Origin of the sequence: Amorphoplanes digitatis, from assembly GCF_014205335.1 — a bacterium.
Lineage (GTDB): Bacteria > Actinomycetota > Actinomycetes > Mycobacteriales > Micromonosporaceae > Actinoplanes > Actinoplanes digitatus.
In genome coordinates, this window is the sequence record NZ_JACHNH010000001.1 from 7234839 (window position 1) to 7255364 (window position 20526).

Below are 20526 nucleotides of genomic sequence, written 5' to 3' on the forward strand. Positions count from 1 at the left end.
GGCTCGCCGGTCTGACTCCGCACGAGCTGCGGCACACGGCCGTCCGCGGACAGCAGACGACGGGCATCGGAATCCCGGGCCGCCGTTTATGATCTCGCCTCATGTCCGAACCTAGTGCCGCCCCTGCCGTGTCGGGCACCGACAGCCAAGCCCCGTCCGGGACCGTGTCGGACAATAACGACGACTCACCCTCGGCCACGGCTGACCATGAGGCGTCCTCTTCGCCCGTGGAAGCGCCGAACGGAAATGACCGCGATGCAGGCGAAGAGGTTGTCTCCGACACTGCATCAGCCGCGGGCGGCGGGGCGGTGCCGGCGCCCGTTACGGACTCGGACGCCACCGCTGTCGAACCCGGCGCTTCACCCGCGGCGGACCCGGAATTCGACTCCGCGGCGGCGCAGGCGGCTGCCGCACACGCCGCGAACGCCGCCGCCGTGGCCGCACACGCCGCAGCCGAAGCAGCTGACGCCGCAGCCGAAGCAGCTGACGCCGCAGCCGAGGCAGCTGACGCCGCGGCCGGGGCGGCTCAGGCCGCAGCCGTAGCAGCCGATGCGGCTGAGGCGGCCGCCGTAGCAGCGAATCTCGCCCTCACGGCGACCAGAGGCCGCCCGGCCGGGATCGGCGTCGCCGGCAAGACCGAGACCGATGACGAGGTGCCGGTAGATGCCGGCGCCGAGGCCGCGACCGGCAGCGACGTCCCGGGTGACGAGACGCTCGCCGAGACCGAGCCGCAGGCCCGCGGGATCGCGGCGTGGGGGACGGACCGGCGCCGGGACCTGCTGGCATACATCTGCGTACCGCTGGTGACGCTGTTCGCCGTGCCGACACTGGTCCTGTTCTGGGGCATCGCGATCCTCGGCAACAGCACCGGCACCCCGGCCATCTGTGACGGGGTCCGCGCCGTCAACGGCTGCGAAGAAGCCACCTGGGCCGTTATCCGCGTGCACGTGCTCGGCTTCCTCGGCCTGTGGGCACTGCTCTGGGCGCTGCCCTGGTGGCAAGGCCTGCGTACGCCCCGGGTGCTGTTCGCCGCAGCGGCCGGCGCCTTCCTTTTCGCCGGTCTGCTGCGCCTGGCCGCCTAATGGAAGCCAATTCGGCAATGGGTTGTCCGGTCGCAGTCACACGTCTTGGCTGTTCAAATCGGCACGATGGGGCACGATCGGCAACGATCCTTGGTCCACGACGGCCGACGGTGTCGGGTCACGCGGCGGTAGAATTCGCTCTTGGAGCACTCGACGAGCGCATCGCCGTCGGGGCCGGGTCGAACGGAGAACGCAAGGGATGTCGCCGACTCAGCGCATCAATGAAGCGAGGTTTCACTTCACTGCCACGCTGTCGACGATCGACACCTCCACCGTGTTGCGGCTGCCGGAGAAGGTAAGCAAGGAGCTGCCCTCCCGCGGACAGGTAGCCGTCCACGGAACGATCAATGGCGTCAAGTTCCAGACGGTGCTCGAACCGGACGGTAACTTCGGTCACTGGATGCGGGTCGGCGACACGCTGCGGCGCACCGCCGGCATCAGCCCGGGTGACGCCGCGACGATCGACATCAGGGTGACCGAGGAGTGGCCGGAGCCGAGCGTGCCGCAGGACCTCGAAAAGGCTCTGAAAGCCGCCCCGCAAAAGATCCAAACCCTGTGGCACGAGATCACCCCGATGGCGCGGTGGGAATGGGTGCGGTGGGTCAACGCCACCAAGAACCCGAATACTCGCCAGCGACGGGTCGACGTGAGCATCTCGAAGTTGCAGAGCGGGAAGCGACGGCCCTGCTGTTTCAACCTGTCCGCATGCACTGACCCGGACCTGTCGAAGAACGGCCGACTCCGCGACGCTTGATCGCGACGGCAAGTCGACGATCGCTGCCACAATTTCCTAGACAACCTGTCGCGCATCACCTGGCGGATCCGTGTCGCATATCAGGTTGTTCCCGTCTCCGCACAAGCTCCGGCCACGACCCTAGAAGCTGGGTCCGGCTCGTCCATTCGGCCGACGAGAATGGCAGACCGGTCGTCTAGTCTTCGGCTCGTGCGTACAAGATCCACTCGGGTTGCTCTTGCGGTCACCGTGATCGCCGGAGTCACCGGCGGCCTCTTCCAGGTTGTGACCGGCACCGCCACGGCGGAGGAGCTTCCGGTCAAGGTGCCTGCACCCAAGGGCTACCAGACCACTGACTTCACCAGCGTCGACGAATTCGTCGTCGACGGTGTGCACAAGCATGTGCTGGTCACCGACCCCGCCGACGGCCGCCTGGTCGCGTTGAACTACAACGGCACGACGGCCGCCGAGGCTCTCGGCCTGCCGGGCGCCCGGGGCGCGGCGCTCTCCACCGACAGCACGACGATCTATGTCGCGGTCGAGAACGACAGCAGGATCGCCGCTCTCGACGCGGTCACGCTCCAAGAGATCAGGTCTTTCCCGATGGCCGGTGAGCAGCCGGTCGGCGTGGCCGTCTCCGGCTCCCGGCTGTGGTTCACCACCAAGAGGTCGAATTTCGGCGAGCTCGACCTGGTCACCGGCGAGGTGCGACTGCACGACCACGGCGAGACCAACCCGTGGGACAACTCAGGTGAACTGATGCTGGCCGTCAATCCGGCGAACCCGGCCCAGCTCGCGGTCACCACCCACGCGGTCACCAGCGGCGCCGTCGGCCTGTTCGACATCTCCGGCGCGGTCGCCGAGCGCATCGGCCTCCGGGGCTACATCCCCAGCAACGACGTTTACGACTTCAACGATCTGCGGTTCACCACGAACGGGCTGGCGCTCGGCGGCTCCAACGGCGTCCTCCTGATGGCCCTCGACGCGGACCTCACGACGACCGGCAGGATCGCGACGAACTGGTCGGTCGGACTCGACGTCGCCGCGACCGGCTGGGTCGCCACGGCCCGGCCCTACTTCGGCAACGCCGACATTCTCCTGCTTCCGGCCGGGGCCACCACCGCGACCCGCGAGCTGGTCCTGCCGACGAACCAATTCCAGGGCGGCTTCGACGCGCTGGCCTGGGAGCCGGGCGGCGACCGCCTCGCCGTCCTCACCTCCTCGGCCCTCGGTGCGGAGCAGCTCTGGGTCTCCGAGAGCCCGACCGTCGACACGGCGACGATCGCGCTGACCGCCCCGGCGAACGCGACCCGCGGCGCCGCGCTCACCATCACCGGCACTGCCGGCTCGGTGCCGGCCGGCACCTCCCTCACGGTCAGCCGTACCGATCTGGAGTCGCCGAGCGGCACCGCACTGGCCGCGGTGACCACCGGCGAGAGCGGCGCGTTCAGCTTCACCGACAAGCCCCCGGCCGGCGGCACCGTCACCTATACGGTCTCGTTCGCGGGCACCGCCGACATCAGGCCCGCGTCCGCCACCGCCTCGGTCTCGGTGTCGAGGGAGATCCCGGCGCTGACGCTCGTCCCGGCCGGGACGGTCAACACCTACAACACGGCCGTCACCGTCACCGCGAAGCTGGGCAGCACCTACCGGAACCGGACCGTCGAACTGTGGGCCGACCCGGCCGGCTCGGACAAGGCCAACACGCTACTCAAGCGGGCTACTGTCGACGCCGCCGGCAAGGTCACCGCCAGCCTGCGACTGACCCGCAACACGGTGATCAGCGCGGTCTTCACCGGTGACACCCGGGTCGCACCGCGCACGGTGAAGTCCACTCTGCACGCGAAGGTCAGCGCCGTCACCGCGGTAACGAAGCACTACAAGACCGCGAGCGGCTACTTCTACTTCCGCAAAACGAAGAACCCGGTCTTCACCACCACGATGACCCCAGGCGCCGGCCGCAAGCAGCGTCTCCAGTTCGAGTACTACTCGGGCGGCAAGTGGCGCACCTGGAAGGGCTACACGCTGCCCCTGAACAGCGCCGGCAAGTCGGTCTACAAGCTCACCGGTACCCACAAGACCGGCGTGAAGTATCGGGTTCGGACCGCCTACATTCCCGGCACCTCGGGCGACAGCCTGAACCACACGACCTATGGGGCGTACCGCTACTTCACTTTCACCAAGTAACCGCACCGTCGATCCGCAGGGCCAGGTCTTCGAGACCCGACCCTGCGGTGTCTTGCCGCAACCGGCGGACAGCCGGCGGCACGGGTGTCCGCTGGGCCGGCGACGTGCGATCCGGACGTTAGCAGCGTCTGCGTCACAGACCGTGTCACGATCGCCGCACGCCGGCGGGCTCATCTCAAGTTTTGCTGGTGGGCACAGACCAACAGGATGCGAAATTTGATCTGAGCGTGCCCGGTGATCCGCTACCGGTACAGACGGCCAGATCGATCAACCGCTGACGCCCTGCAACTCCTGCTCAGGGGTGCGCTTCTGTCATCCACGTGCCGGCGGGCGCTGCCGTCGAGACCAGCGGGGATCGACCGCACGAATCCCCCGCCGGCGCCGAATCAAGAACTCCGCACACCAAACGGTGTGCGAACCCGCCGGGACTCCGGGCAAGAAGGTCGCCGCGCCAAGGCAAGTCACGTGAGCGCGCCACCGAGGCTGGGAGGGCGCCGCAGACGGACTCGAACTTCTCAGCTCGGATGGTGGTGGTATCCCGAGCATCGCAGGCACCCATCCGGTGACGCTTACCTGCTTCTTTTCGATACCACGATCACGCTCTTCAACAGCGGCCACGATTGGCTTGAGCTGGAGCCCCTGCGCGCGATTAGCTCACCGAAGAAGCTGCGGACCGCCGCTCAACGGGCCCAGTTGCTGGCACCGGGCTGCTGGCCGCGGCGGCCCGCACGGCGGGTGCAGGAACCGCCGGCCGAAGCCGGGGTTACGGTGGATCATTAACAATCCGACGATGAGGCTGCAAATGATCAATGTCCAGGAATTCGCGCGGCGGCTGAGTACTCTCGGAGCTGATGCTTTCACCAGCGACGACGTCGTGGACCTGGCGACCGCGGCCGATGTTCGCATCAGCGCTGACCTCCATATCGACGCCACTCTGGCGCAGCGCTTGCTCGACCAGATCTCGCCCGCCCTGCCGGTCACCGGGGCCCAGATCGCGGCGTCGCAATGGCCGCCACCGGAGTCTTCCCGTCCCGCAGCGCCTTCGGTGTCGTTCTCCAGCCCTGGGGCCGTCGACGGACCGGCTGATGAGCCGACCCGACCCCGCAGTTCTGGGCCCGCACGTAGCGGTCGGCGACCCGGCTCTCGACGAACCGGTAGGTGAAACTGCAGTCCCAGCATTTCGGCAGTTCGCGATACTTGTATGACTGGACGATGGCGGCGACGAGTGGTCGACATCGGAGACCTGCCGATTGTCGGCCTTGAGTCGCGTGTTCACCCGAGAGCCGAGCTGCACTCCGCGGGACAAAAATGCCATCCCACGTTCCCGTTCCCGAGTGATAGTGCCAGTGGTTGCCACGCACTCATCTCGGCTACTTGTTTCATTGCCCTAGGACCGCGGCCCGGCCAGGCTTCGGTTCAGACGTCCGGGCTGTCGCTCTCATTTCGGCTGCTCACGTCGGTGTGGCTCTCATCTGGCCTGCGCAGTCCCGGTTTGGGATCGATAGACCCGCGAAATTCGGTCGAAGGGCGGGCAAGCGCCTGTACGGAAAGCTCCTCATCGCCTATTGGCACCAAACGGTAAGGGGTAGCATCCTCCAAGTACGAATTATCACTATTTTCGAGCCGGGGGCGCAGATATGACGGAGGTGCGGGACCAGCGAGGTGTTCGCGGGTTTGTCAACCACGGCGGATTCTGGCGTCTGCTTCTAGTCCTTGTCGTCTACGTCGCCATTTATCTAGGCGCCGGTCGGGTGCTGTCCAGGTTCGCCGGCCATTACCTCCACGACAACCTGCTCAGCAGCGTTGGTAGCGTGTTCTTCCAGATCACGGGCCCTCTCCTGGTCGGCGCCGCCGCCCTGCTCGCGTTTTCGTCCTACCTGGGCTGGACCAGGGAGTTGTTCGACCGCCAGCCCATCTACCGATCCCGGTGGATGTGGACCGGTCCGGTCATCGTGATCATCCCGGTCGTCCTGCGGATATTCGGCATCGACTGGGGCCAGTACGGGTTCGCCGTCGCCGCGTCAGTGCTCGGCACTGGAATGCTCATCGGCTTTGTCGAGGAACTGACCTACCGGGGCATCGCGGTGAAGATGCTCCGCGACGGCGGGCATGGCGAATGGGTCGTGGCGGCATTGTCGTCTCTGCTCTTCGCGTTGACGCACAGCCTCAACCTGCTCTCCGGCCAGTCGATCAAGGTCGTCGGCCCGACCGTGCTGTACACGTTCGCCTTCGGGGTCCTGATGTACCTGACGCTGCGGTCGACCGGGTTCCTGGCCGGCGCGATGATCCTGCACGGGCTCACCGACCCGACCACGATCCTGGCTACCGGCGGCATCGACGAGGTGAAAACGGGTGAGGCGTCGAACTCCTGGCTGACCGGGGCGGGCATGTTCACCGCCGTGCTGATCCTGGCCGGCTGCGTCTTGTTGATCTTCATCCGCGGGCGGGTGCAGGGCCGGCGCGCCGCGGCACCAGTCGAGGCGGACTGAGTCCCTGTATCTGCCGACAATGCCATCCGAGCAGGTCAGGCAGCATGCCCGTACTCGTGGAGGATGCCGCCGAGGCGGTCACGTCGGTGGATGTTCAGGTGGGTGAGCCGGTGGGGTCGGTGATCCGTTCGGGCAGCGGGGCCAGTGGCCGGGCGTTGGCGATGCCCTGGTGCGGGCGGTGGGTGTTGTAGAAGACCTCGTACTCGCGTAGCGCGTGCAGCAGGTGTCGCTGGCTGAAGATCAAAGCACGGTCGAGTAGTTCGCGTCGGCAGGTCCGCACGCAGCGTTCCATCACCGCGTTCATCCGGGGCATGCGTATCCGCTGAGCACCATCGGCGAGGACGGCGTCGAACACGGCCGGGTATTTGCCGTCCCGGTCGCGAATCAGGTGCTTCACCCGGCATCCCGCGTCCTCGATGTCCATCACGAGGTTTCGGGCGGTCGGGGTCACCCACGCGGCGCTCGGATGCGCGGTCGCGCCGAGGACCCGGACGCGGCGGCCGGGCGTGTTCGATGACGGCCAGGACGTAAAGCCTCGTGCCGGTCAGCGTGACCGTCTCGATGAAGTCCGCGGCCAGCAGTGCCTCGGCGTGCGAGCGCAGGAACTGCGACCAGGTGGTGGCGGCCCGGTCCGGGGCCGGATCGATCCGCGCCTCGCGCGATATCTCCCAGACCGTGGACGCGGCGACCATGACCCCGAGAGTGAGCAGTTCCCCGTGCACCCGCCGGTACCCCCAGGACGGATCCGCATCATCGGTCCGTTAGACCCGGACCGGGAAGCCCGTCAGCGCCTAGTGGCCGACAGCCTCAATGATCTGCCCCTCAGCTCGGGCTTCCTAGCCGCGGACATGGACGGCCTGCTCGCCCACAAGTCCGGGCCGCCCGACTCGAACGAGAAGAGCGGCAACGCCAGGCTCGCTAGAAGTGGTTGCTCCCCATCCCGTCGGCCTTCGTCCACACACCGCTTTCCCGCGGCAGTTTCGCCACGGCGGGGAATTTCGTACGCCAGGGGTCGCCGTTGGCGCGGTAGGTCTGGCTGACCGTGTAGGAGCACGGTGAGGCGGCTTCGCCGACGCAGAGACCGGTTTCCGACGGTGGGACGGTGACGGTCGTGCCGGTGGGCCGCCCAGCGTCGTCGTGTACTCAGGATCCGCCCGCATGGTGCTGACAGGTGTTTCAGTCGACAAGCCGATCAGATACTACGTTTGTAGTACTGCACGATGCAGAACTCATTGTTCTCCGGATCGGCCATCACGAGGACGGTGCCTTCGGGATAGTCGTGCCGTTCGCTGGTCCATCGGCCGCCCAGGGCCCCGATCCGATCCACCGCTTCACCGGCGTCAGGGACGGCGACGTCCAGATGCAGTCGCGTCTTGCCGACTTTAGGTTCCGGCACCGGCTGGAACGTCAACACCGGCGTGCCGTCGTCGACAGTCACCCGCCGCCAGCCGGGAAGGGACTCCGTCACTCGTCCGCCGAGCACCGCGGACCAGAAATCGGCAAGCCTCTGCGGATCCTGACAGTCGATCGTCACGCCGGCAAACCGGCCGAATGTCTGCATGGCGCCCAACGTAGCGACTATTCAAAGCCCCCGTGAGGGCACGCCCATCGGCGCGAGCGTGCGCCGAGAGCGGCTCGACGTCGAGTCACAGTGCGTGGTCGTTCCATGGGACAGCGCACCCGCTCGGCGGCAAATCAGGATGCCGGTGGCGGGACGTTCGGGGATCATCGCCTGGTGAGTGACCTGCTGTGGGACGACGTGAAGCAGTGGTTCGACCCAGTTGAGAACGGCAGTGCCCCGGACGTGATCGTGGCGGACACGACGTTGGCCCATTGGCAGTTCGTCCTTGACCTGATCCGGTCGCGCGGATGGTTGTGCCGGTACGAGCGCGGTGACCGGGAATTTGCTGTACCGGAAATCCGCGGCCGATCTGTCTCCGGCCGTGGACCGTGAGCAGATGACGCTGTTGACGGTGTGGCCCGATCCCGACCTGGAGTGGATGATCCGGCCGTGGGCCGTGGAGGAGATCCTCAGCGACGTGGACCTCTACCAGACCCAGGGACAGGAGCGGCTCGATGCGTTCTGCCGGTTCCTGCGGACGCTGGGCGATACGCTCCAGAAGGACGTCTCCGTGTACAGCGAAGGCGACAACACCTACCCACCGATGATGACCTATGACGCGGCAGCCGGCCGCGTCTCCTTCCTGGCACCGGCCAGACGGTGATCGGCACGGGCGGGTCGCCGGACACCACGTCCCCGACGGGATCGGGTGCCTGCTGGTGTTTTCTCTCGGTCATGGGCATGGTGGCCCCCGGACCGGCGGGCGTACTGACGATCCCCAGTGCGCTCTTGTCAGGACGATCGAACTCGGCCCTGTTCTGTCAGGACCGGTCACCCCGGCGACCTGAGGCCGTCGTCGGGCGCCATCAGAAGGGCAAGTCCGGACCCGCCGCTGACCTTGCGCGCGATGATCTGTCGAAACACGGATGCGATCCGGCGCCGCCGAATCGGGCGGCGCAACCGGCTGACGACCCCGGACCGGCGCTCGCAGGTGATAAAGATCATCGTCTTACGTCTATCTCACGTGCCATTCGGCATGATCCTCGCCGGAACGCCGACGAGGGGGAGGAATGCCGAAAGTGGATCGTTACAGAAAGTGGGCCTGGGGGCTGGGAATCGCGACGGTGACCGCGGTGACCGCCTTCGGTGTGGCCTCGTGGCAGGCGAACGCCGCACCGTCACCGGGCACACCGCCGGGAGCGGCCGCCGAGCAGCCGAGGGTTTCCGATCCGCGGGTCGCCCCGGAGCCCGCGACTGGGACGGGCAGCGATCCGCTGACCAGCGCCGAAGTGGACCGGGCCCGCAAGATCGCGGTGATTCCGCTGTCCGGGGGCAAGGACGCCGCGGGCGCGGCCGGCCCCGAGTACCTCTCGGCCGAGCTGGACGCCGAGTCCGGCGGCCGCAGCGCCGAGCTGTACTACTACGACTACAAGACCGACAAGCTCGTCAAGCAGGTCGTCGACCTCAAGACGGGCAAGCTCGCCGGGTCCTACTCCGCTGCGAAGATGCAGCCGCCGGCGTCGCAGCACGAGGTCGCGGCCGCGCTCGACATCCTGCTCGCCGATCCGCTCGCGGCCGACCTCAAGGACGCCTACCGCGCGGCCACGGGCAAGGAGCTCGCGGGCAAGCAGGGCCTGGTGCCGGACGCGCACGTCTATACGGCGGATGCGGCCGACAGCGGGGCTGCCCAGTGCGGCAAGCACCGGTGTCTGCAGCTGGTCGTGCAGACCGAGGACGGTCACTTCATCGACGTCAACAACATCATCATCGACCTGTCCGGGCGCACGGTCGCCCGCCTGAAGTAGACGGGGAACCGGCAGCATGACGTACCGAAAGGCAGCCTCCGTGGCTGCTGCGCTTCTGACCGCCGCGACCGTGGCGACCGGGGTGCCGTCCGCGGCCGCGGCGGCGCCCGCCCCCGCACCGTGCGCCGCGCCCAACATGGTGAAGGAGACCCTGCCGAACGGCACCACCTGGCAGATGTGCTGGCGGATGCACGACAAGGCCGGCCTGATCCTGGACAAGGTCTTCATCTCCGGCAAGCGCGACCCCCAGCCAGTGCAGGTGCTCGAGTCGATCCGGCTGGCGCAGCTCAACGTGCCTTATGACTCCGGCGACACCGAGTACAACGACCTGACCTCGTTCGGCTTCGGCGGCTGGAGTCTGCAGACCCTCACGGGTGACGACTGCAAGGGCGGCTCGGCGCGGGTCGGCTCCGACGGCAGCGAGGATCCGGAGCGGCGCAAGGTGCTCTGCGTCAGTGCGGAGCAGGCTGGCCTCGCCTACCGCTCGGCCGACGACGACCCCGTTCTCTCGAAGGCCGGCCAGGACCTGGTGCTGCGCGCCATCAGCAAGGTGGGCTGGTACGAGTACGTGACCGAGTACCGGTTCCACGACGACGGGCAGATCTCGGCCCGGCTCGGTGCGACCGGTGACCTCGCGCCGGGCGAGTACCTCAACGCCGACCGGGGCTGGCCGATCGGCAAGGGCGCCCGCGACTTCGCGGCGATGCACTACCACAGCGCCTTCTGGCGGGTGGACTTCAACATCGGAGGCAAGGGCGGCGAGCAGGTCGAGCAGTTCGACACGAAGCTCGACGGCCAGGGCGGCGCCACCGCGAAGCTCAAGACCACCCGTACGGCGATCGCTAAGGAGGGCACCTTCAACAAGGTGAACCAGCGCTGGTGGCGCGTGGTCAGCCCGAAGAGCAAGAACGAGGACGGCCACAAGCGCTCGTACGAGCTCGCCACCGGTGCCGACGACCGCTACGAGGGGCACCCGGAGACCAAGCCGGACGTGACGTTCACCGAGAAGAACCTGTGCGAGAAGTGGGCCAGCGACAACGCCCAGGACCCGGAGTGCCCGGCGGGCAACCGGACCATCATCGACTTCGCCAAGGACAAGGCCACGCTCACCGACCCGGTGATGTGGGTGCGGGTGGGCTTCCACCACGTGCCGCGCGACGAGGACCAGAGCCCGATGCCGCTGCACTGGCAGGGCTTCGATCTGCTGCCGCGTGACTTCACCGCCCAGAACCGGCTGACGCCGGACAGCCGCGCGGGCGTCAACGGCCAGGCGCCGGAGCCGACCGACCCGGCCGAGGAGCCGTCGACGCCGGCCAGCGGCGGGGTGACGGTGCCGCCGGTCACGCCTCCGGCGTCCCCGTCGTCGCCGTCGCCGTCGGTGCCGTCGTCGCCGTCGGCCTCCAGCAACCTGCGATAAGTGCGAGCCGGTGCCGGCCGGGAGACCGGCCGGCACCGGTCAGGAAGGATCCACCATGCCCCTGCGCCGCCTGGGCGCCGCCCTCGTCCTGGTCGCCACCGCGCTGACCGTCGGCGCACTCACCCTGCGCGACCACCGCCCGCAGACGCGCCCGGTCGCGGCGGTCGCGGTGGCGACGCCGTCCGGAATCGACGTCCACTTCGCGGGCATGATGATCGTGCACCACGCGCAGGCCGTGCAGATGAGCCGCGCGCTGGTCGCCAAGCCCGGCATCCCGGAACGCGTACGGCTGATCGCCGAATTCATCGTCCGCGACCAGCAGCGCGAGATCGACGAGACGAACGCCTGGCTGACCGCCTGGGGCGAGCGGCCGGTCGAGGCCACTGGCCCGGACGACGCCGGAGAGCACGCGGGCGCGGACGCCGTCGCGCACGGGATGCTGACCGCGGCGCAGCTCGGCGAACTGGACAGGGCCGAGGGCGCGAAGGCCGTCGACCTGTTCCTTCGCCTGATGATCGAACACCACCGCGGCGCGATCGCCATGTCGCGGTCCCTGCTGGACGGCGGCGGCCGCAACGTCTACATCCACGGCATGGCCAAGCACGTCATCCGAGAGCAGACCACCGAGAACGACGCCATGCGCGCCCTGCTCCCGACCCGCTGACGGCACCCGCACAGCCGCGCTACCCGCACCACGCATCGACGCCGATCTGCTCGACCCCGCCGCCACCGAAGCCCTGATCGCGTTCTACGCCCGCACCGACCTGATCAGCGCAGCCATCGCCGGCGAACACGCCCGCCTCATCGACGACACCGCCCAACACACCGCCGAGCTCGACACCCTCACCGGCCGCATCACCGCCACCCAGGCCGCCATCGACCGATACCTCGCCGCCTTCGAAACAGGCACCCTCGACGACGCCACCTGCGGCACCCGCATCGCCGCGCTGACCACCCAACTCGACCAGCTCGCCGACCGCCGCACCCAGCTCACCGACCTGATCGCCACCCCGCCGCAACCCGTCGGCCCCGCCACCATCGAACAGATCCATCAACACCTGGCCGACATCCTGCGGAGCGGTACCCCGGGTCAGCGCAAAGCGGTCATAGAAACCCATATCGCCGAAATTCGGTTCGACGGTGACCGGCTGATCCCGGTCTACCGGATCCCGGTGGACGAATTTCGCACACAGGTTGGAGTTGTGGGGCGGGCGGGACTCGAACCCGCGACCGAGGGATTATGAGTCCCCTGCTCTAACCCACTGAGCTACCGCCCCGTACCGGCGGCGATCCTATCCCGACCCGCCGGGGGCGGGCCAGTGATCTACAAACCTGCGCCGGTCAGGGCGTTGAGGGATGCTAGGACCGCGCCTGCCGTGCGCCAGCCGCCGGCCAGGGCGCCCTGGATCGACGGGCTGTCGCGGTGGTCGCCTGCTACGAAGAGACCGTCTCCCAGGGCTACCGGTTTGCGCAAGCGGGATTGTGGGACGGTCGCTGCCGGGAGGGCTTCCGGTATCGAGACCACGCTGAGTAGCTCCCAGTCGTCAGTTGGGGTGTCGTAGATTCGGGCCAGTTCGACCCGGATGACCGCCTCCGAGGCGCCCGAGGGGGCCGCGACGCCTACCGAGGAGGCCGCGATCAGGGATTTTCCGGCCGGGGCGTACTCCGGGGCGGCGTTGGAAACGACCGTGGTGTTCGCCACGATCTCGCGGCGGTCGCCGTCCAGGAGCAGGGTCGGCTCGTCTATTGGCGCCTGGTCGGCGCCGAAATAGAAGGTTGTCAGGCCGCGCATGTCCGGCTTCGGCAGTTGGGGTAGCAGGGTCGCGGCGGTCGACGGGTCGGTGGCGATGATGGCGGCGCGGCAGTGGATGTCGCCGCCGTTGGTTACCACCATGCCGGGGGCCACCAGCAGCGTTCGGGCGCCTACCAGTAGTTGTGGGTATGGGAGGGGGCCGGCTACCGCGGCGGGGAGGGCCGCCATTCCTGCTGCCGGGACGCCGATGCGGCCGCGGGCGAATGAGCGCAGCACCATTGCCAGCAGGTGGCTCGAGGTGTCCAGGGCTCGGTCGGCGAAGACGCCCGAGAGGAAGGGCCGGAGCAGTTCCTCGATCATGCGGTGCGAGAGGCCGGCGCGGCGCAGGGCCTCCTGGGTCGTCATCTCCGGGGCATCCAGCAGGCGGCTCGGTGGGTAGGTGGCGCAGCGGGTGGCCAGCGCCGCGAGCTTCAGGCGGTCGGCGAGGGAGCCGATGCCCGAGTTCAGTGCCTGGGCCGCCGCCTTCGGGTCGCGCAGCGGGTTCTCCAGGCGGTGCAGCGACGAGCCGCGGCGCACCAGGACGCCCGGGGTGAAGTAGCGCATGTCCAGGGTGTCGATGTCGACAAGCGCGGAGAGCCGCGGGTATGCCGTGTTGACCACCTGGAAGCCGCGGTCCAGCCGCCAGCCGTCGACGATGTCGGTGGCGACCCGGCCGCCGAGGCGGTCGGCGGCCTCCACCAGGAGCCAGTCGACGCCGGCGCGGTCCAGGCGGCGGGCGGCGGCTAGGCCGGCTAGGCCGCCGCCGACGATGACGACGTCCACCGAGACGGGATGCGACACAGGCACCTCACAGGAGGACGGACAACGCAGGCTCAGCCTAGCGGCGGACGCGGCGGCGGGCAGGTGAAAGGGGGAGGAAGCCGCAGGTCAGGGAAGGGCGTTCAGTCGTTCGCGGGCGGTGGCGATGGGCCAGCCGAACGCGCGGGACAGGTCGGCGGGCGTCGCCTCGATCATGGTTTCCGCGAAGCGGGCGGTGGCGTAGGCGTGGTCGGTGCCGCCGCCGACGTCGAACAGGCGGCAGGTCAGGTCCATGACCGTGGCGGGCCAGCCGGCTCGGTGCTCCTCGACGCCGGCCGAGGTGACCAGCAGGTGCCGTTGCAGGGCGGACATCGCCCGGTCGTAGCGGCCGCGGTCGCCGACGAGTTCGCGGAGCGCGGCGGTGGAGAGCGGGCCGGTCAGCAGCGCCTCGGCTATGTGGTGGGCCTGGTCGGGCAGGTCCAGCTCGGCGTGATCGGTCGGTTCGCCGTCGCCGGGGTACAGGGCGGTGAGCATGGCGGGCGAGAGCAGGGATGCCCGTTTGTGTATGAACTTGCCGTACCACGCCGCGCCGGTGGTCGGGAGTTCGTCCTTCCAGCGCCAGACCCGTTCCTCGAGTGGGCCCATGCCGTCGGCGAACGGGGTGACGTCCGGGCCGGCCACCGCCTCCCACAGCGACGGGGCGGTGACCTTGTCGGTGGGGAACAGCACCGCGAAGCCGACCCGGTCCATGAATGCGCCCGCCTCGGCGGCCGCGGTGAGCGGTGGGTCCGGCAGCCAGCGGTCGCCGCGGGCCCGGGCGAGCGCGTTCTGGTCGTGCACGGGTATCGGGTTTGTCGAAGGGGCGGCGGCGCGGCGAGACGGCATGCCGGGACGGTATCGCCCGGCTGTGACATCCCTCCCGCATCCGAGGTCGAGCAGGCACCTCCGCGGCCCGGCGGAGAGGCACCCGCTGATCGGCGGCGCGAGCGCGCTCAGCCCGGCGATCCGGACCGGCTCGCCACGCCGGGACCCGGTCCGTGACGATCGCCCGCATCACGGGCGCATCGCGGGGGGCATCGCGGGCGCTGGTGGTCGGTGGCGGCTCGCCGGCGGAGGTCGCCGGGCTGCGGGGCGTGGCGGGCGCATCGCGGGCGCCCGCACCGCCACGATTGCCCGGAATCCCTAGACTGCGGTCATGGTCATCTCGCCGCCGGTCGTCGCCGAGTTCGGCGGGCGGCTGGAGGCGCTGGGGTGGGTCAGCGATCTGCTGGTGGCGGGGTCCCTGGCGACCGGTGACTATCTTCCCGGCGTCAGCGACCTCGATCTGGTCGCGCTCGTCGACGGCCCGGTGGACGGTGACCGCCAGGCCGCGCTCGCGGCGCTGCACCGGCAGCTCGACGCGGACGCCGGCCGGGCGGCGAAGCTCGGCTGCGTGTACGTCGACGCCGGCCGGCTCGCCGACATCGCGGCGAAGCATCCGACGTGGACTCATGGGCTGCTCGTCCAGCGCATCCTCTCGGGGATCTCGCGGGCGGAACTGGTGCGGCACGGGTTCGCCGTATTCGGCCGCCCGCCACGGGACGTGCTGCCGGCGATGAGCGACGACGCCGTTCGGGAGGCCGCGCGCGCCGAGGTGACCGGCTACTGGGCCTGGGCGGCCCGGCGGCCCTGGATCTGGTGGGATCCCGAGATGGCCGACCTCGGCCTCACGTCGATGGCCCGCGGCCGCCATGCGCTGCGCGACGGCGAGCTGCTCACCAAGAGCGCGGCAGTCGAGCTGGCCGACGCCCCGGCGTGGCTCCGGGACCAGCTGCGCGCCCGGCGGCGCGGCGGCGACGTCCGGTCGCCCCGGACGCGGACGGCCCTCATCGCCTGGCGCGATGCGCGCCGAACCACCCGGCAGGCGGCAAAACCGGCCCGCCGCGCCACGCCAGAAAATCGAGCGGTTCGCGAATAATGTCCGGATCGACGGGTCGGGCAAGAGGGCAGAAACAAAGCAAGAGGCACGATCACCGCGTACGGGATCATGCCTCTGAAAAGCTCCCCCGATTGGACTCGAACCAATAACCTGCCGGTTAACAGCCGGCTGCTCTGCCAATTGAGCTACAGGGGATTGCTGCGCCTCGGCCCCCGCGTTCGCGGTTGTCGTGGCGACCGGAACGACAATACATGACCGCACCGCCGACGCGGGAGGTGGGTGACCCTGGCGCGCCGCGTGGTGCGTAACAGGTGAGGAAACTGCTCCCGGTGAATGACGGAGCGGCAGGATGGGTATGCAGCGGGTCAGACGCACGAGCGTCATCGAACGGAAGGAGCCGCCATGCGCGGAAAGCTCATGTTCATCACGGGTCTCGCGGCGGGCTTCGTCCTGGGCAGCCGGGCCGGCCGGGAGAAGTACGAGGAGATCGCAGCCAGCGCCAAGAAGGTGTGGGAGCACCCCACGGTCCAGGAGGCCGCAGGCGTCGCACAGGCACAGGCCAACAAGCTCTACACCGAGGGCAAGGACAAGCTGAACCAGTCCAAGCTCGGTGAGAAGCTGCACTCGGCCGCCGCCAGCAGCAGCAGCACGTCGGACAGCAGCCTCTCGAGCACCGGTGCCGGCTCACTGTCGAACAGCACCGGCGCCAAGTACTGACGTACCGCAGTTCAAGGCCCGGCCCTCCGAGGGCCGGGCCTTTGCACGCGGCGAAAGCGCGGTCAGGACGAGGACGAGAAGGCGGCGTCGAACGCCGCCGACGGCGGGTCGAACGCCAGCCGGCGGACGAATTGCAGCGCCTCGGGCGCCCCGACCAGCCGGTCCATGCCGGCGTCCTCCCACTCGATGGAGAGCGGGCCGGCGTAGCCGATCGCGTTGAGCGCCCGGAAGCAGTCCTCCCACGGCACGTCGCCGTGCCCGGTGGAGACGAAGTCCCAGCCGCGGCGCAGGTCGGCCCACGGCAGGTGCGACGACATCCGGCCGCGGCGGCCGTCGCCGGTGCGGACCTTCGCGTCCTTGCAGTCGACGTGGTAGATCCGGTCGGCGAACTCGAGGATGAAGTTGACCGGGTCGAGGTCCTGCCAGACGAAGTGCGACGGGTCCCAGTTGAGCCCGAACGCCGGGCGGTGCCCGATCGCGTCGAGCGTGCGGCGGGTGGTCCAGTAGTCGTACGCGATCTCGCTGGGGTGCACCTCGTGCGCGAAGCGGACGCCCTCGGCGTCGAAGACGTCGAGGATCGGGTTCCACCGGTCGGCGAAGTCCTGGTAGCCGCGCTCGATCATCGAGTCGGGCACCGGCGGGAACATCGCGACGGTGTGCCAGATCGAGGAGCCGGTGAAGCCGATCACGGTGTCGACGCCGAACCGGGCGGCCGCCCGCGCGGTGTCCTTCATCCGCTCGGCGGCCCGCTGCCGTACCTGCTCGGCGTCGCCGTCGCCCCAGATCGCGGCGGGCAGGATGCCCTGGTGCCGCTCGTCGATCGGGTGGTCGCAGACGGCCTGGCCGACCAGGTGGTTGGAGATCGCGAAGACCTGCAGGTTGTGCTTCGCGAGCTGCTCGCGCTTGCGGTCGAGGTAGTCGCTCTCGGCCAGCGCCCGGTCGACCTCGAAGTGGTCGCCCCAGCAGGCGATCTCCAGGCCGTCGTAGCCCCACTCGGAGGCGAGCCGGCAGACCTCCTCGAACGGCAGGTCGGCCCACTGGCCGGTGAAGAGCGTAATGGGTCGGGCCATGTCATCTCCCTGTCCGCGGCCGCATCCGTCGCGACCGCACAAAGGGGTTCCGTGTGGCCCGCGTGAGGGCGGCAGGCCGGGGCGGCACCCCGCGGGAACGTCGCGGCCGGGCCGGGTTTGCGCCTCCCGGCCGGCCCGCCCGTCGCGGCGGTGCCTGCACCGACTCTAAAGCCGCGGCCCCGGCCGCGAAAGACCCGGGTCAGTGCACGGCGACGGCCTCTGCGGGGGGCGAGAGGCCGAGCTCACCCAGGGCGCTCAGCGCGTACGCGATCTGCGCGGCGGCGTCGTCGCGGCCCGAGGTCTCCACGTCGAGGTGTTCGGTCCCGGCGGAGCCGGAGACCGTCAGGTGCCGCAGCGCCGCGCGCCAGACCTCGGTGGTCGCCCTCAGCGGCGGCGCCGGCTGGGTGTGCAACGGTACGGGGCAGCGCACCCGCCACGGGCCGGGCAGGCCGGCGTCGAGCGCCTCGGCCGGGTCGGCGGCGTAACCGCCCTCGGGGTTGGTGACGGGGTACCCGGCGTACCCGCGCAGCCGCTCGGCGGACGCGACCGGATCGGCGGCCTCGAGCGCCGCGGCGACCTGTACCCGGATGATCGAGACGCCGGCGGTGGCGAGCCGGTCGAGGACCTCGGTGGGGCTCTCCCAGGTGCAGGCGAGGCCGGCCAGGTCCAGGCAGACGCCGAGGCGCTCCCGGTCGAGCCGGGCGAACGCGGCGACGATCGACTCGACGCCGTCGAGCAGTTGGCCGGGCCCGGGCTGGAAGCCGACGCGGACGGCCCGGCCCTGGTGCCAGGCGACCTCGGCGAGGCCGCCGGAGAGCCGGGAGAGGATCCGGTCGGCGGACTTCTGGCGTGCCTCGTCCCAGCCGGCCCGGTTGCCGAGGCCGGTCGTGGTGACCGCGCCGCGGACGGCGTCCTCCGGCAGCAGGTCGGTGAGGATGCGGGCGAGGTCGAGGGTGTATTCCAGCCGGGCCGGGTGGCTCCAGTCGGGGTCCTCGTCGCCGCCCTCGGAGTAGGGCGCTCCGCTCAGCGTGCGGATCTCGAGCCCGCGGGCGTCGAGCTCGGCACGCAGCCGGGTACGGGAGCGGCCGTCGATCGCGAGGGCGGCGGCGAGGGTGGGCGGGAGCCAGAGGCTCACCCCGAGGGTCTCCACACAGAGGCGATCACGGACTGCGGCGTACGCGTCGAGGTGTTCGACGACGGCCGGGAGATCCCGGGCGGGCCGCACGTTCGCGCCGTGGCTCAAGTGGACGACCCGGCCCGATCGGTGGCGCAGACGCATCAGAATCCCTCCTGGAGCGGAGCGTCACTCGTGCATTCGCACGTGCATCGGTTCGTGCTGCGTCCAGTATGGATCAAGTGGCCGCGGGTTTCCGACGCTGTCGTGGCGGACCGACGGGGTGCCATGACGCCTCCATCCGTGGTTTGTCTGCCCTCGGATACGAGACTCGACCGCCTGCCGGATCAGCGGCGTACGCGCCGTGCGACGCCGTGACCGGCGCATACATGATCCACAAAGGGCGGGCCCATCGGCTTCCGCCAATGAACCCGCCCCGGTGAGCTGGCCATGCTTTCCCCTTGAGGCAAGTCGACACACCCGCAAAGAGAGCGTTATCCGTTCATCAATTGCACACTTGGACACGCACGGAACGATCACACGTGACGATCAACCGTGCGGGCGTCCCGCGGCTGTCCGGCACCGATCGGGAACCCGGTCGGTCGATGCCGGACAGCCGCTCCGTCGTACGCCGGACGGCACGGGGCGCAACCGTGCCGTCCCTCACGGCGTACAGCGGAGGTCCGCTTCTCAGACGACCGCCAGGGCGTCCTCCACGGGCACCCAGGCCGACGCCGCGGCCGACCGCTCGACCGCGCCGAGCACGAGCTGAACCTGCAACGCGTCGGCGAACGACGGCGTCGGGTCCTCCCCCGCCGCGACCGCCGCGATCAGGTCCCGCAACTGGTGGGTGAAGGAGTGTTCGTAGCCGATCGGATGCCCCGGCGGCCACCACGCCGCCAGGTACGGGTGGTCCGGCTCGGTCACCAGGATCCGGCTGAAGCCCTGCTCGGTCGTGGGCAGCGTGGCGTCGTAGAACTCGAGCTCGTTCATCCGCTCGAAGTCGAACGCCACCGAGCCCAGCGAGCCGTTCAGCTCCACCCGCAGCCCGTTCTTGCGGCCGGTGGCGAAGCGGGTCGCCTCGTAGGTGGCGACCGCTCCCCCGTCGAGCCGGGCCAGGAACAGCGCGGCGTCGTCGACGGTCACCTGACCGAGCCCCGAGCTCCGGTCGCCCGCGGCCGACAACCCGGCGGCCGCGCTCGGCAGTGGACGCTCGCGGACGAACGTCTCGGTCAGGGCGGTGACCTCGGTGATCGCCTGGCCGGTGACGTACTGGGTGAGATCGACGATGTGCGCGCCGATGTCGCCCAGTGCCCCCGATCCCGCCACCTCCTTGCGCAGGCGCCAGACCAGCGGGAACTCCGGATCGACGATCCAGTCCTGCAGGTAGACCGCCCGCACGTGGCGAATCTTCCCGATCCGGCCGGCGGCCACCAGCTGACGCATCAGCGCGACCGCCGGCACCCGGCGATAGTTGAAGCCGCACATGGCCCGTACCCCGCGCTCCGCGGCCTGCGCCGCGGCCTCGGCCATCTCGCGGGCCTCGGCCACCGAGTTGGCCAGCGGCTTCTCGCAGAGCACGTGCTTGCCCGCGGCGAGCGCGGCGAGCGCTATCTCCCGGTGGGTGTCACCCGGCGTGCAGATGTCCACCAGGTCGATGTCGTCGCGCTCGATCACCTCCCGCCAGTCGGTCGAGTGCCCCTCCCAGCCGAACTTGGCCGCCGCGGCCGCGACCTTCTCCTCGTCGCGGCCGCAGACCACCGACATCCGTGCCGACAGCGGCAGGTCGAACGCGCGGTTGACGGTGCGCCACGCCTGTGAGTGCGCCGCGCCCATGAACGCGTAGCCGACCATGCCGACCCGCAGCTGCCCCATCAGATCT

General features: G+C 69.5%; 19 protein-coding genes and 2 tRNA genes. 11 read left to right on the top strand and 10 right to left on the bottom strand.

Annotation, left to right across the window (positions count from 1 at the left end; translation table 11 throughout):
• The first annotated feature begins 227 nt into the window (after positions 1 to 227).
• The 4 genes from BJ971_RS31735 to BJ971_RS31750 all read left to right on the top strand — a co-directional run bounded on the left by BJ971_RS31735 (position 228) and on the right by BJ971_RS31750 (position 6491).
• Entirely contained in the window at positions 228 to 1082 is an 855-nt protein-coding gene (locus BJ971_RS31735; protein ID WP_184996823.1) for a hypothetical protein, read from the top strand.
• Positions 1083 to 1281: 199 nt separating this feature from the next.
• Positions 1282 to 1836, top strand: a complete 555-nt coding sequence (locus tag BJ971_RS31740; RefSeq protein ID WP_184996824.1) for a YdeI/OmpD-associated family protein — start codon at positions 1282 to 1284, stop codon at positions 1834 to 1836.
• A gap of 189 nt (positions 1837 to 2025) precedes the next feature.
• The gene (locus BJ971_RS31745) at positions 2026 to 4002 is read left to right on the top strand and encodes a YncE family protein (RefSeq protein ID WP_184996825.1); all 1977 of its coding nucleotides are present in this window, start codon (positions 2026 to 2028) and stop codon (positions 4000 to 4002) included.
• A gap of 1751 nt (positions 4003 to 5753) precedes the next feature.
• The gene (locus tag BJ971_RS31750) at positions 5754 to 6491 is read left to right on the top strand and encodes a CPBP family intramembrane glutamic endopeptidase (protein ID WP_203709241.1); all 738 of its coding nucleotides are present in this window, start codon (positions 5754 to 5756) and stop codon (positions 6489 to 6491) included.
• Positions 6492 to 6585: 94 nt separating this feature from the next.
• Here BJ971_RS31750 and BJ971_RS31755 read toward each other — a convergent pair whose 3' ends face one another.
• Both BJ971_RS31755 and BJ971_RS31760 read right to left on the bottom strand, forming a co-directional pair.
• The gene (locus BJ971_RS31755) at positions 6586 to 6888 is read right to left on the bottom strand and encodes an integrase core domain-containing protein (RefSeq protein ID WP_239087380.1); all 303 of its coding nucleotides are present in this window, start codon (positions 6886 to 6888) and stop codon (positions 6586 to 6588) included.
• Between the two features lie 795 nt (positions 6889 to 7683).
• Positions 7684 to 8052 (bottom strand): VOC family protein, encoded by a 369-nt coding sequence (locus tag BJ971_RS31760; RefSeq protein WP_184996827.1) that lies wholly within the window; start codon positions 8050 to 8052, stop codon positions 7684 to 7686.
• A gap of 105 nt (positions 8053 to 8157) precedes the next feature.
• On the opposite strand from BJ971_RS31760, the gene BJ971_RS31765 reads away from it, so the two are divergent.
• The 5 genes from BJ971_RS31765 (at position 8158) to BJ971_RS31785 (ending at position 11938) form a co-directional block, all read left to right on the top strand.
• Positions 8158 to 8445 (top strand): hypothetical protein, encoded by a 288-nt coding sequence (locus BJ971_RS31765; RefSeq protein ID WP_184996828.1) that lies wholly within the window; start codon positions 8158 to 8160, stop codon positions 8443 to 8445.
• A 4-nt stretch (positions 8446 to 8449) separates the two neighbouring features.
• Complete coding sequence (locus BJ971_RS31770) at positions 8450 to 8716, top strand: hypothetical protein (RefSeq protein ID WP_184996829.1); 267 nt, start codon at positions 8450 to 8452, stop codon at positions 8714 to 8716.
• Between the two features lie 406 nt (positions 8717 to 9122).
• Positions 9123 to 9857: a hypothetical protein gene (locus BJ971_RS31775; RefSeq protein WP_221478886.1), complete on the top strand. Its 735-nt coding sequence runs from the start codon at positions 9123 to 9125 to the stop codon at positions 9855 to 9857.
• A 40-nt stretch (positions 9858 to 9897) separates the two neighbouring features.
• Entirely contained in the window at positions 9898 to 11274 is a 1377-nt protein-coding gene (locus BJ971_RS31780) for a copper amine oxidase (protein WP_239087379.1), read from the top strand.
• Between the two features lie 55 nt (positions 11275 to 11329).
• The gene (locus tag BJ971_RS31785) at positions 11330 to 11938 is read left to right on the top strand and encodes a DUF305 domain-containing protein (protein ID WP_184996832.1); all 609 of its coding nucleotides are present in this window, start codon (positions 11330 to 11332) and stop codon (positions 11936 to 11938) included.
• Between the two features lie 19 nt (positions 11939 to 11957).
• Here the strand turns inward: BJ971_RS31785 and BJ971_RS31790 are convergent, their stop codons facing one another.
• The 4 genes from BJ971_RS31790 to BJ971_RS31805 all read right to left on the bottom strand — a co-directional run bounded on the left by BJ971_RS31790 (position 11958) and on the right by BJ971_RS31805 (position 14710).
• Positions 11958 to 12392, bottom strand: coding sequence for a hypothetical protein (locus BJ971_RS31790; RefSeq protein ID WP_184996833.1), 435 nt, complete (start codon positions 12390 to 12392; stop codon positions 11958 to 11960).
• A gap of 85 nt (positions 12393 to 12477) precedes the next feature.
• Positions 12478 to 12551: transfer RNA gene (locus BJ971_RS31795), tRNA-Ile, on the bottom strand.
• Positions 12552 to 12598: 47 nt separating this feature from the next.
• Positions 12599 to 13867 carry an FAD-dependent oxidoreductase gene (locus BJ971_RS31800; RefSeq protein ID WP_184996834.1) on the bottom strand — a complete coding sequence of 423 codons (1269 nt, stop codon included), beginning with the start codon at positions 13865 to 13867 and terminating at the stop codon, positions 12599 to 12601.
• 87 nt (positions 13868 to 13954) lie between these two features.
• Positions 13955 to 14710 carry an AlkZ-related protein gene (locus BJ971_RS31805; protein ID WP_184996835.1) on the bottom strand — a complete coding sequence of 252 codons (756 nt, stop codon included), beginning with the start codon at positions 14708 to 14710 and terminating at the stop codon, positions 13955 to 13957.
• Between the two features lie 310 nt (positions 14711 to 15020).
• Here BJ971_RS31805 and BJ971_RS31810 point away from each other — a divergent pair, with 310 nt between their 5' ends.
• Positions 15021 to 15782: a nucleotidyltransferase domain-containing protein gene (locus BJ971_RS31810; protein WP_184996836.1), complete on the top strand. Its 762-nt coding sequence runs from the start codon at positions 15021 to 15023 to the stop codon at positions 15780 to 15782.
• A gap of 83 nt (positions 15783 to 15865) precedes the next feature.
• Here BJ971_RS31810 and BJ971_RS31815 read toward each other — a convergent pair.
• Positions 15866 to 15938: transfer RNA gene (locus BJ971_RS31815), tRNA-Asn, on the bottom strand.
• Positions 15939 to 16145: 207 nt separating this feature from the next.
• Between BJ971_RS31815 and BJ971_RS31820 the strand changes: the two genes are divergently transcribed.
• Positions 16146 to 16460 carry a hypothetical protein gene (locus BJ971_RS31820; RefSeq protein ID WP_184996837.1) on the top strand — a complete coding sequence of 105 codons (315 nt, stop codon included), beginning with the start codon at positions 16146 to 16148 and terminating at the stop codon, positions 16458 to 16460.
• 62 nt (positions 16461 to 16522) lie between these two features.
• Here the strand turns inward: BJ971_RS31820 and BJ971_RS31825 are convergent, their stop codons facing one another.
• The 3 genes from BJ971_RS31825 to BJ971_RS31835 form a co-directional block, all read right to left on the bottom strand.
• Positions 16523 to 17530 carry a sugar phosphate isomerase/epimerase family protein gene (locus tag BJ971_RS31825; protein WP_184996838.1) on the bottom strand — a complete coding sequence of 336 codons (1008 nt, stop codon included), beginning with the start codon at positions 17528 to 17530 and terminating at the stop codon, positions 16523 to 16525.
• Positions 17531 to 17729: 199 nt separating this feature from the next.
• Positions 17730 to 18809, bottom strand: a complete 1080-nt coding sequence (locus tag BJ971_RS31830) for an apurinic/apyrimidinic endonuclease family protein (RefSeq protein ID WP_184996839.1) — start codon at positions 18807 to 18809, stop codon at positions 17730 to 17732.
• A 525-nt stretch (positions 18810 to 19334) separates the two neighbouring features.
• A complete protein-coding gene (locus tag BJ971_RS31835; protein ID WP_184996840.1) occupies positions 19335 to 20519 on the bottom strand; it encodes a Gfo/Idh/MocA family protein in 1185 nt (394 codons plus the stop codon).
• Positions 20520 to 20526: the final 7 nt, after the last annotated feature.